At 49.5% G+C, this 12,369-nt stretch carries 10 protein-coding genes; 7 read left to right on the top strand and 3 right to left on the bottom strand.

Going from position 1 to position 12,369, the window contains the following annotated elements; all coding sequences use genetic code 11:
• The 7 genes from X919_RS0112995 to aroB form a co-directional block, all read left to right on the top strand.
• Nucleotides 1–2,582 (top strand): fimbrillin family protein (locus X919_RS0112995; protein WP_028900477.1); only part of this gene is annotated, 2,582 nt, incomplete at its 5' end.
• Between the two features lie 45 nt (nucleotides 2,583–2,627).
• On the top strand, nucleotides 2,628–3,668 hold the full coding sequence (locus tag X919_RS0113000; RefSeq protein WP_028900478.1) for a hypothetical protein: 1,041 nt from the start codon (nucleotides 2,628–2,630) through the stop codon (nucleotides 3,666–3,668).
• Nucleotides 3,669–3,671: 3 nt separating this feature from the next.
• Nucleotides 3,672–4,682 carry a hypothetical protein gene (locus X919_RS0113005; protein ID WP_028900479.1) on the top strand — a complete coding sequence of 337 codons (1,011 nt, stop codon included), beginning with the start codon at nucleotides 3,672–3,674 and terminating at the stop codon, nucleotides 4,680–4,682.
• Between the two features lie 24 nt (nucleotides 4,683–4,706).
• Entirely contained in the window at nucleotides 4,707–6,335 is a 1,629-nt protein-coding gene (locus X919_RS0113010; protein ID WP_028900480.1) for a hypothetical protein, read from the top strand.
• A 112-nt stretch (nucleotides 6,336–6,447) separates the two neighbouring features.
• Nucleotides 6,448–6,732, top strand: a complete 285-nt coding sequence (locus X919_RS0113015; RefSeq protein WP_155949733.1) for a hypothetical protein — start codon at nucleotides 6,448–6,450, stop codon at nucleotides 6,730–6,732.
• Between the two features lie 430 nt (nucleotides 6,733–7,162).
• Nucleotides 7,163–8,266 carry a DUF6261 family protein gene (locus X919_RS15730; protein ID WP_051502542.1) on the top strand — a complete coding sequence of 368 codons (1,104 nt, stop codon included), beginning with the start codon at nucleotides 7,163–7,165 and terminating at the stop codon, nucleotides 8,264–8,266.
• 229 nt (nucleotides 8,267–8,495) lie between these two features.
• Nucleotides 8,496–9,545, top strand: a complete 1,050-nt coding sequence (aroB, locus tag X919_RS0113025) for a 3-dehydroquinate synthase (RefSeq protein WP_028900482.1) — start codon at nucleotides 8,496–8,498, stop codon at nucleotides 9,543–9,545.
• On the opposite strand, the gene X919_RS0113030 is transcribed toward aroB, so the two are convergent.
• Genes X919_RS0113030 through menB form a run of 3 tightly spaced genes read right to left on the bottom strand, consistent with a single transcriptional unit; the run spans nucleotide 9,522 to nucleotide 12,367 of the window.
• A complete protein-coding gene (locus tag X919_RS0113030) occupies nucleotides 9,522–10,499 on the bottom strand; it encodes an AMP-binding protein (protein WP_028900483.1) in 978 nt (325 codons plus the stop codon). The two genes, aroB and X919_RS0113030, sit on opposite strands and share 24 nt — an antisense overlap.
• Nucleotides 10,500–10,502: 3 nt before the next feature.
• Entirely contained in the window at nucleotides 10,503–11,540 is a 1,038-nt protein-coding gene (locus tag X919_RS0113035) for an o-succinylbenzoate synthase (RefSeq protein WP_028900484.1), read from the bottom strand.
• The gene (menB, locus tag X919_RS0113040) at nucleotides 11,540–12,367 is read right to left on the bottom strand and encodes a 1,4-dihydroxy-2-naphthoyl-CoA synthase (protein WP_028900485.1); all 828 of its coding nucleotides are present in this window, start codon (nucleotides 12,365–12,367) and stop codon (nucleotides 11,540–11,542) included. The genes X919_RS0113035 and menB overlap by 1 nt, the downstream gene beginning before the upstream one ends.
• Nucleotides 12,368–12,369 lie beyond the last annotated feature (2 nt).

A 12,369-nucleotide genomic window follows, 5' to 3' on the forward strand; every position in this document is an offset into this window, starting at 1 on the left:
ATCCCATTACGCCCACACCAGGCACACGTGCTGTTGTGGCATGGACGCGTGGCCGTTTCTCCTCGACAGGTATGAATGGCACGTCGCAAACGGCTATGACCAACCAGTGGTTTGACAGCGAGCCCACGCAAGGCGACGGGACACTCGATAACCTTCACCGCTGGACCTGGCAAAAGCCATGGGGACGTTTCTTCGCCGTTTATCCCGAAGTGACTAACTCCTACAGCAAGATAGCACTCTCGCCAGCAGGCCATCTGCCCACACCTTATGTGGATTTTGAGGTCGAGGCCAACGTGCAAAACATGAAGGACTTGATGATTGCACGCTCAAACGATGCGCAATATGTGTCGCAGGGCGATGCACCAGCCACGAGTTTGCAATTTCAACACGCCCTCACGGCTGTGAAATTCTCGGTGGGCGACAACCTTTCGTTGGGCACCATCACCAAGATTGAAATCACAGGTGCACTCAGCAAAGGCCGCTACACCATGTCGGATGCGCCCATAACACAAGGCACATGGACTTATCCCTCCACCGATCGTTCACAAGTTAACAGCCTCGATGGCGTGAGCATTGCCGTGTCACAGACCCCTAATGCAGCCATTGCAGGCACAGATGGTCGCAACTACACGTTCTACATGCTGCCCCAGCAATTGGATGGGCAAAACGTGAAGGCGATGATTTACTACACTACGCCCGACAACAAAAAGCATAAGCTCACCATTCGTCTCAAAGGACAATGGGAAGCTGGCACCACCAGCGAATATAAACTCTCGCAGAGCAACTCCAACTGGCAGTATCACTTCACGGTGACCAACGACAATTTAGAGTTTGCTTATAACGAAGCTACGCCCAAAGCCTTCCAGGTAACCAGCTGGCGTGAAAACGGAGCCGTCAAACAACCCGTAGCTTGGAAGGTAACAAAAATGGAGGTGATGAACCCCGATACCGAGCTGTGGGAAGATTTAAACATGACTCGCCCTGCATGGCTCACCAATTTAATCACAGAAGGATTGGGTGATGCCAATGGTGCGGCTCAGGCTTGCAACACCACAGTTCAGCCCGAAGCGCTCATCGATAAGAAAGCCATTTATAACCAAGAATTGAAAGCTGCACCCGAAGTGGGAAGCCCAACGAGATATTGGAACTTAGCCAATCCCATCGATGGTGGCGACCTCAACATCGAAACAGCCAACTGCTATGTTATCTCTGCACCAGGCTATTATCGCATACCTTTGGCTTATGGTAATGGTGTGAAAGCCAGCACGGGTATAGAAGGAATCAATGGTACCAGTGTCAACAAATTCTCTTATCTCTATAATGGTATGCGTCCATTTCCTGCCGTTCCTGCAAAGTTAGCAGTGATGGAACATCTCGTAGACCACGAGGACAAACTCATCACAAGCCCTTACATCAACGAGCAGATGGCACCCTCAGCAACCTATCCTGCGAGAGCCACTACACCGGTAACCTATGCCAATTATTCATGGAGCGACATACCCAGCCCCATCGAAGGCAATGCGAGTGAACCTAATGGTGCATTCACCATTCAAGGCTCGGGCAAAAACATGTTTATCGCTTTCCACGTAACGCGTGAGAACATCCAGAGTGGTAACCTCACCATCAATGTGCGCAATGCGGGCTATACCGTGATGTGGTCCTATCACTTGTGGTTTGCACAAAAGAAAGACGTGCAGCCCGTCACCATCAAGCTCCATTCTGGTGCCTATTACAAAATCATGCGCCGTGCATTGGGCAACCGCTACGTTGACTGGCGTGAAACGAGCTATTTGGACGACCGCAAGGTGCGGCTCACGCTCAAGCCCAACATAGGCAATGCCAATCATCCCAGTGTAGCTTATGTTACCATCACACACAAGGCCGAAATCATTCGCGACTTCAGCCCCATGCTCTATCAGTTTGGTCGCAAAGACCCCTTCCCCGGACACGGACAATATGTCACTTGGAACACAACTCATACCTATGGTGGTCGCACGGTGGGTTATGGTGCGCTCTTCCCCTGGGAGATGTTCCCCATGGTCAACACAGCTTCCGGTACGGGCAACGAGTGGGGATGGACCAAGGATACATCTTATCTCAACCTGTGGTCGATGAACAACTGCGAAGCATCATTCAATGGCAACGAAGTGATTAAAACCATCTACGACCCCTGTCCTGCAGGTTTCGAGATGCCCGTATCACTGGCCTTCACTGGCTTCACCACAACAGGTGAGAACTCTAACACGCCATCCGAATACAATGTGCGCCGCTATCGAGGCTGGCACAATGGTTGGTTCTTCAAAACGGCCGATGCACAAACCCCATTGCTCTACATCGGCACAACAGGAGCCGTAGCCCACTCTTCGGGTACGTTCATTCCAGCCACATTCGGAACCTATTGGACAGCCATTCCATTGAGTGGCAACACAGGTTGTGACTTTGTAATCAACGAAAATTCCATTATGCCCAAAGGCAACGACCATGCCGCTATGGCCTATGCCATTTGGCCAGCCTACGAGCGTCCCAACAAGCATGGCGCTACCAACGACCGCATGCAAAGCGGTGGCGTAATTCGCTGGTAATGTGCAGGCAAAAAGAATATGATTTACGACAAAATATAAACGACAATGAAAAGAAATATCATACAAACGATTTCCTTTGCTGTAGCAGCGCTGTTTTTAACAGCCTGCGGCAGCGACGACAACCTGTCGCCCAGCACCACGGAAACAGGCACTATCGACAAATCGAAATACACAACATTCACCTCGGTGAACGAGGGCATGACGCGTTCTCACTACATCTTGAACCACAGCCTCAACACCGGAGCCGACATTTGGTGGCAACCCGGCGACAAGTTGTGGCTCTATATCTTAGACAACTTGCGCATCGGTAGCGTCACCAGCAATCTCACCAACGTTTCGGCTTCGGCTGAATTCTATTTCACCTACGACTTCGATCAGCCCCATTATAAAGTCAACTACTTGGGCAACCAAAACAGCACCGATGGCTATTTCGTTACGTTCGGTGAATACCAGTGGCAATATCCACCCAACAACACCGACCACCTGCAGAATGTTGGCGATTGCGCAGAAGGCACAGCTACACGCGTGGCACAAGGACAATACAAGGTAACCATGCACCGCTTGCCTGCCTACCTTTGCATCATGCCCTATTGCTCTGACCCCGACCTCCGCACGGGCGCCATCCTCAAAGGCGTAACCATCACGGCCGACAACGCCCTGCGCGGAAAGTTTGATGTGGGACGCTATGGACTCTTCGACAGAACCCACGCCGAAAACTTAGGCAACAACATCAACATGGTGCTCAATGGCGGAAACGGATTCCCAGTAGACAACGCCACAGAAGACCAAAACCGCAATGCCATCTTCACCGTGATGCTGCCGGGCTGGCACACGCTCACGCTGACCTTCGAGTTCACATCGCCCAAAATCCCCGGCCAGACATTGCGAGCCGTCAAAACACTCGACAACATCGACTATCATCCCAACACGATAACCGACATTGTTGCCGACGTGGCCAACTATTATAATGCTGACAACAATTTGATTGGCGATGGTGGAACGATTGCATTTTCAAAGAAACAAACAGGTGTCATAGTACGTGCACACAAAGATTGGGGAACATTGTTCAACAAAAAAAGTAAATAACATATGAAAAGAAATATAGGTTTATGGGCAACGGCCGCACTACTCTTTTGTAGCTGTGCCAACGATGTGAGCGAAAGCACTACCCAACCAATTGATGAAAGCCAATACACCACCTTTATGGCACAAGATGGTGGGCTCACACGAAATCCACATATATGGGATAACAACAACAACACGTGGACACCCCACTGGCAGCAAGATGACCGCTTGTGGCTCCACGTTTCTGAAAATGATCGCATAGGCAGTGTAGGCAACAACATTGCAGCAGGTGCAGTAGTGCAGCAAGCTAAGTTCTATTTCCCTGCAGGCTACAACAATCCCACCTATGGCGTGCACTATTTGGGACACCCCTCACGCACCGATGGTCGCTATGTCACCATTCATCCATCACAATGGCAAGCTTATGCCTACAACAACGACCACATTCGCTACGTGGGCGATTGTGCCTTTGGCACGGCCTATCGCAATGCAGCCAAAGCTGGTGTTTACGATGTGAAGTTCACTCGCTTGCCCGCTTACCTTTGCATCACGCCCTATTGCTCAGACGAGTCGATACGCAATGGCGCAATGTTAAAGATGGTTCGCATCTATTCTGACAATGCTATTACAGGAAAATTTGACATTGCTCAGCATGGTCTCGACACGAACTTTGCCACAGACTTAGGCACCTACATTGAATCGGGCTTAGGTGTAGGCAATGCAGGATTCCCTGTAAATAATGCCTCTATCAACAAATCCTTAAATGCCATCTTCATTGTGATGGTTCCTGGCGTACATACGCTCACGTTTGAATTTCAATTCACTTCGCCACAACAAGCAGGACTTATCACTCTTAAGAAGACTATAGATGCATATGATTATCGCCCCAATACTATGACAAATATTGTGGCAAATCTCACAACATCCTTCGATGCAGAGAACTTAATCATTGAGGCAGGTGGCAGTATTGCTACTGCGAAGAAACAAGGGAGCATACAAGTACAGGAAGATAAGGATTGGGATGGTTCATTCTAATTATAAGCATAAAGATTATAAACAATGAAAAAATATATATTTTCAATAGCAGCTTTTGCAGCCTTTTCTGTGTTGCTTAGCAGCTGTATCAATGATGCTGGGACTGATATTCAGCAAAAGGAAATAGAAAAAGGAGATACAGCACACTATACTGCTTTTGTTACCCAGGAGGCAACTCCAACCCGTGTAGCGATTACAGACCATGTACCCGAACGAGGCGCTGTGGTTAAATGGCAAACTGATGATAAAATATGGCTCTATTTGTCAGATACCTATCGTCTCGGAAGTTCGTTCAATAATGTCACAACACCATCGACACGCGCGAAATTCTATTTTGAGCCTGGTCTTGGTAACGCATCTTACAAAGTAAACTATTGCGGCCATACCACGCGCACCGATGGCCGCTATGTCACCATCCATCCCTTGCAATGGCAAGGCGTAGCTAACAACACCGACCACTTGCAATATGTGGGTGACTGCGCCGAAGGCACGGCTAATCGAACAGCAAGTGGGACTTATTCTGTGCAATTGCGACGCCTACCTGCTTATTTGTGCATCATGCCCTATTGTACAAATGAGTTGATTAGACCAGGGGCAAAGGTTACTAAGATTGTAGTGCGCTCTGACAATGCCATCACTGGTACGTTTGATATCGCTAAATATGGTCTTAATATGGCATATGTTAGCAATCCAGGCTATACGATTGAGAACGGACTAAATAACGGCAATGGTTTCTCATTAGAAAACAATGCACCCAACCAAGCGCTCAGCGCCGCCTATATTGTGATGGCTCCTGGTGTGCATACCCTTTCGATTGATTATTATTACACATCGCCACAAACACCTGTGCAACTCAAACTCACTAAGAATATGGCGGCACGCAACTATCTGCCCAATACTATAACTGACATCTATGCGAATTTAGACCAGTTGGCATATGAACCAAAATTCTATATGTGGGATGCACGAGAGAATGTTGCTGTTGATAGATATACGCCTATAGATTGGCCTACTATCAATACTGATTTACGCTGGTGTAACGAACAAACTGGAAGTGCAACTCAATCAGCAAGTACTGCTCCAAATATCAACCAGGCACAATGGTATCTCAATAGCGATATCTATTTTGATTCCAACACCACTTGGACTTATCAAGGAATAGTACATTATGGTGGAATCTGGCTGAAAAAATTATCTGTTCAGGCTGCTCAACGTGGAGTAGATGTAAACAATTGGCGTTGGTCTTTCGAGGATGGGAAAAATTATATTGATGAAATGGCTGCAGGGAGACAACCCTACATACAAGGATCTGTCAGTTATGGCGGCAATGCCCATAGTGGAATGATTCAATTGGGAAAACCGAGCAGCCCTCAAAGTGGATATAAAGGAGATAACGAAGCCTATTATATGTTCATACCTGCAGTAAGGCTATTCAGAAAGGACGGCAACCCATCTTATTACTCGTTAAATGGTCAACAAGAATGTGGTTATTGGATTGGAAATTCAAAAGGAGATATGGCCTTTTACCTGAAATATTTTTGGGAAAATAATAGTAATAGTGGTTATGGCAGACATTCAAATTTCGGATCAACTTTATCAATAACTACAACAGATAAAAAGACAACAATAATGCCTATATTCCAAGTGCAATAAGCATCTCTGTTTTGCTATTGACTTTCAAAATATCCTGATAGGCCATTCCCTATCAGGATATTTTGTATAGCGGGTGTAATCGAGGCGAGCCGATGGCGCACAACATGGCTTGATGGGCATTGCCGAATGTGCTATCGCGCTGAGGTTGATGGCTGGAAAACAGATGGGCAATGCCTCGGCCAACCACCACAAGGCGAATGGGCGTTTGGGCGGCGGGGTTGCTGGCATATTCAACCACGGAGCACGTTTAGGCGGAGGCGTCGCCGAATGGGCTCATCCCCAAAAACAAGTTGGAATTGCCCTCGCTCGCGATAACCAACTCTCGTTATCGCGAAAAATACCCTCGCCCGCGATAACCAACTCTCGTTATCGCGAAAATTACCCTCGCTCACGATAACCAACGCTCGTTATCGCGAAAAATACCCTCGCCCGCGATAACCAACGCTCGTTATCGCGAAAATTACCCTCGCCCGCGATAACTACCTCTCGTTATCGCGAAAATTGCCCTCGCTCGCGATAACCAACGCTCGTTATCGCGAAAAATGCCCTCGCCCGCGATAACCAACCCTCGTTATCGTGAAAATTGCCCTCGCCCGCGATAACCAACACTCGTTATCGCGAAAATTGCCCTCGCTCGCGATGTTATGTGCACGAGGATAAAAAAAAATTGCAATTTTTTGGCTCGATTTTTGGTTTTGTGCGCAGAAAAGCATACTTTTACATCGCCTTGGATTCGGATACAGAGCAAAAACTAATCTCATTGCACATCTGATACAAGACAATTTATTAGCGTCGCTATTGGCGCATAACTTTTTTATGTTTAACTGATGAAAGACAAAAATTTACAAAACCCCCGCTACGTGCGGGTGAACGCCGGTATTACAACACATACCAGTGCGATGCACACAGAGTTGCATCAACGTCTTTACGCTCTGGTTTCGGAGCCCGACAAAGTGAAACTGCACCTCACCGAGGAGCTGTTGAAAAGTTGGCGCGCGCTGATTGACCAAGAGCTCGATTTGAACCATGCGCAACGGGCTTCGGAGGTGACGGCTCAGCTGCAGCAATTGGACGAAGAGCGCGATGGGCTCCTCACCCAGCTCTTTTCAGCCATTCGCAGCAATGCCCATTCGCCCATCAAGGCGTTGCGCGAGCCGGGCGAGAAGCTGTTGCCGCTGGTTGGCTCCTACAAGGGCATTCAAAGCGAGCAGTTGGAGGCCGAGAGCGCGCATGTGGACGGGCTGCTGATGGATTTGGCCAAGTTGCCCACGCAGACAGCGGCTTTGGGGCTCACGGTGATTATCGATGCCTTGAAAACCAACAGCACCCAATTTGGCGAGCTTAGCAAACAACGGGTGGTGAGCCAGAGCAAACGCACGGTGTCGTCGATGAAGCAGGTGCGCCCCATGACCGACGAGGCTTTCTATGAGGTGCGCAGCAACATCGAGGCAGCCTATATCTTTGCTACCGATGATGCCGACCGCAAACTGATTGCAGCGTTGGTGAAGGCCATCAATCTGCTGATTGAGAGCTATTCAACCAATCGCAAATCGAGCAAAGCGCAATTGGGCATTGCCAAGCAAATGGAGTTGGAGAACAACCACAAACTCATCGACCCCTTGTTGCCCAAATTGGCAGCTTCGGCAGGCTATGGCTCAGACGACCTGAGTTTCACTGGGCGCACAAACACGGCCAACAAGGAAACGCGCTACGAAGTGTTGACCAGCAGCACGGGCAAAAAGCAATGGGCGCGACTTGTGGGCGGCGAACTGATGTTGGTGAAGACGCGGACGAGCGGAAAAGGCAACGGCTCGGCCAAGGTGAAACCCAAAAAGAACGAGAAGCCCACCGACGAGAACACGGCGCCGAAAGAGGAGCCTAAATCGAAGGACGAAGGGCAGGGTTCGGCCACGGTGACGCCGAAATCATAACAATTTTTTATTTCCATATTGATATCAAGGGGGGTGGAAATGCGCGATGCATTTCTGCCCCTCGCTTTGTTTCACCGCGCAGACCAGCGCAGCCTTCGTGAGGCATTGTGCGTGGCCATTTTGCGGTTGGACGGCATCCAGATGAGGAATGATGGAAAGAAATGGGACGATGTGGGCGATAGTTGGCCAAAATGCACTACTTTTGCAAGCAAAATAGCAATTGACAACGATGACAGAGAACGAAATTTTGATGGTGAATGCGTTGGAGACAGCGTTGCAACACACGTTGGAGCGGTTGTCTCCCGACCGTGTGTTTGTGCTGACCGATGCCAACACCCATCGGCTATGCTGGCCGCGTGTGGCTTCGGTGTCCGCACTACAAACCGCAACTCCCTTGACGATTGAGGCAGGCGATGACCACAAAAATCTCGCTACGCTCACACAGGTGTGGACGGCGCTGAGCGAGCAGGGAGCCACGCGCCATTCGTGTTTGGTGAACGTGGGCGGTGGCATGGTGACCGATTTGGGTGGGTTTGCCGCCAGCACCTTTAAACGTGGCATTGCTTTTGTCAATCTGCCCACTACCCTTTTGGCTATGGTCGATGCCTCGGTTGGCGGGAAGACGGGCATCAACTTCATGGGTTTGAAAAACGAAATCGGTGCGTTTTGTGAGCCCCGGGCCGTGCTCATCGACAGCCGGTTTCTTGCTACGTTGGATGCGCGCAACCTGCGTTCGGGCTATGCCGAGATGCTCAAACATGCGCTCATTGCCCAGCCCGAGAAGTTGCATGCGCTGTTGTCGTTTGATTTAGAGCAGCCCCATTTGACACGCTTGCCACCGCTGATTGAGGCTTCGATAGCGGTGAAGAAACGCGTTGTGGAGCAGGATGTGCGTGAACAGGGGCTGCGCAAGGTGCTCAACTTTGGCCACACCATGGGGCATGCTTTCGAGAGTTTTGCCATGCGCCGCACGCCCATTTTGCATGGCTACGCGGTGGCCTATGGCATGCTGTGCGAGCTCTATCTGTCGCACATCAAATGCGGATTTCCACTTCAAGAGCTGCGCCAAGTGGTGCAATTCATTCGCGAGCACTATGGACAGCTGCCCATCAGTTGCGACGACTACGATGAGTTGCTGCAATGGATGTTGCATGACAAGAAAAACACCCACAACCGCATCAATTTTACATTGCTACGTGCAGTGGGTGACTATCAACTTGACCAAACGGCCACTGAAGCCGAAATCAAAGCGGCATTAGACTTTTTTCGCGAGGGTTAGCAATGCGGTGCGCGCCACCTTGCCCGTGGGCGTGATTGGCAACACATCGGCATGCACAAAAACATGGGGTTGCCAATATTTGGGAAGCTGCGCAACACAAATGGCTTTCACCTGCTCTAAATCTGTCGCTGTGGTGACCAGCACCACGACCTCGCCAAACTTTTCGTCAGCGCGTTTGGTGATAGCAAAAGGCGCTTCGAGCCATGGCTGTAAACGTTGCTCAATGGCTTCGGCCTGCAACTTAATTCCGCCACTACAAATGACATTATCGCGTCGCCCCAAAATGCGGAAACAGCCATCCTGCCGCAAGGTGGCGATATCGTGCGTGTGTAAAGCGCCATCGTGCACAGCGGGAGCATCGATGACCAAACAATCATGTTCATCGAGCGACACCTTCACACCGGGCATCGGCTGATACCACAACGAAGCACAAGCGCCATTGACGCGGCGCAAAGCCACATGAGACAGGGTCTCGGTCATGCCATAACTGCTCCAAATCGCATTGGGAAAGCTCTGCAATTGGGCTTCGAGCTGCGCATCGATTGCACCTCCACCGATGATGACATGGGTGAAACGTTGTAATTGCTCGCGCTCGGCTGGCACTTGCAACGAATTATAAACTTGTAAAGGCACCATGGCTGCTAACGAGGCTCGTGCTTGCGACACCGCAGCGCCATGCAAAGGATGACCCGATGGTGGTACTTGTATGAGCTGCAACTGGCGTTCGAGACTGCGCACCACCATCATTTTGCCAGCAATATAATCGACCGACATACAGAGAAAAGCGCCATCGCCAGGCTGCAGACCTAAGAAATCGCAGGTGGCGCGTGCCGAATTACGCATGTGCTGTTTCAAAACATACATGGGCTTCGGCGTGCCTGTGGTGCCACTTGTATGCACCCAGATTCCCTCAGAATTGCTATGCCAATCGGCTAAAAAATCGTCAACCGTCATTTTTTATCTTTCAGGAGAAAACCACAACTGCTCGCCACGCACCTGCAACGGCACATCAACATTATCGGTAAATAGCTGCCCCGTGCCTAATCCTTGAGGTAGAGCAATGGCTGAACCATAGCTATGCGCACAAAATTGTGCTATGGCATTGAGCCCCACATTGCTTTCTAAAGCACTGGTCATCCAGGTGTCAATGTGACGTGCTTGCGCCAAAGAAATCCATTCTTTCGTACCATACATTCCACCATGCAGCGAAGGTTTCAGCACCAGATAATGGGGCTGAATGGTATCCAACAAAGTCGTTTTCATCTGCAGTGTGTTCACGCCTATCAATTCTTCGTCTAAGGCAATGGGAATAGGCGACGCTTTGCACAACTGCGCCATTGCCTGCCATTGACCTTGCCGAATGGGCTGCTCTATGGAATGCAGATCATAGGGTGCCAGTTGCTCTAACCGTTGCAAAGCATCTGTGGCACTGAAAGCACCATTGGCATCGACGCGTATTTCAATTTCCTTTGCCGAATAACGCGCACGAATGCGAGCCAGCAATGCTAACTCTTGTTCGAAATCGATGGCGCCAATTTTAAATTTGATGCAATGAAAACCTTGCGACAATTTTTCTGCAAGTCGTTGCAACATCTCATCATAACGCCCCATCCACACTAACCCATTCATGGTGATGCCCTCCATGCCATGCGCAAAGGGTGTGTCGAATAGCTGCCAACTTCCTGCAGCATGGAGTTGTGCCCACGCTGTCTCAATACCAAACAGCATACTGGGATAAGATTGCAGCAAAGCATAAGGAATGCGCTTGGTTTGTGTAACCAACTGACAAAATTGTGCTAAAAGTGCTGGATAATGAACCACATCATCGCACGACAGACGTGGCAACGGAGCACACTCACCCACGCCCTTGCAATGGGGTTTCTCCGTGTCATATAGCGTTACGAAATAGCTCTTACGCTCGGTGTAGACTCCACGTGACGTTCCTGCAGGTTGCTTAAAATGGAATGTACGTGGCTGAATCTCAAACTGCAACATTAGGGAAACAGTGGATATTGATCAAAATCGGGCTTTCGCTTCTCCAAAAAGGCACGTCCGCCCTCTTGCGCTTCATCCATTGTATAATAAAGCATTGTTGCATCACCAGCCAGTTCTTGTATTCCAGCTTGTCCATCGAGTTCAGCATTCAGGCCAGCCTTAATCATACGCAATGCCAATGGACTTCTCTCCATCATCACTTCAGCCCACTCCACACAAGCATCTTCAAGCTGCTCAAAAGGAACAACTCGATTCACCATGCCCATAGCTTCGGCCTCGCGTGCCGTATATTGTTTACAAAGGAACCATATCTCGCGTGCTTTCTTTTGCCCAACCATGCGCGCAAGATAGCTTGCTCCAAAACCAGCATCGAAGGAACCCACTTTAGGTCCAGTTTGCCCAAAGATAGCATTTTCACTGGCTATAGTAAGGTCGCACATCACATGCAACACGTGCCCACCACCGATGGCATAACCATTGACCATAGCAATGACGGGCTTGGGCAAACGGCGTATCTGCATCTGCACATCTAACACGTTAAGACGTGGCACACCATCACTGCCAACATAGCCACCACGGCCTTTAACGTGCATATCTCCTCCCGCACAAAAAGCCTTGTCGCCTGCCCCTGTCAAAAGCACTATGCGGATGTCTTGGCATTCACGACAATAACTAAAGGCCTGGCTCATTTCCCAGGTAGTCAGAGGGGTAAAGGCGTTTCGATAGCGTTCTCGATTAATGGTAATCTTGGCTATGTGATGAAAACTTTCAAATAAAATCTCTTTAAAGTTGAAGCCTGCTATCGGCTTCCATTCTCGTTTTTCCATCC

It is taken from the genome of Prevotella sp. HJM029, assembly GCF_000599605.1.
Lineage (GTDB): Bacteria > Bacteroidota > Bacteroidia > Bacteroidales > Bacteroidaceae > Prevotella.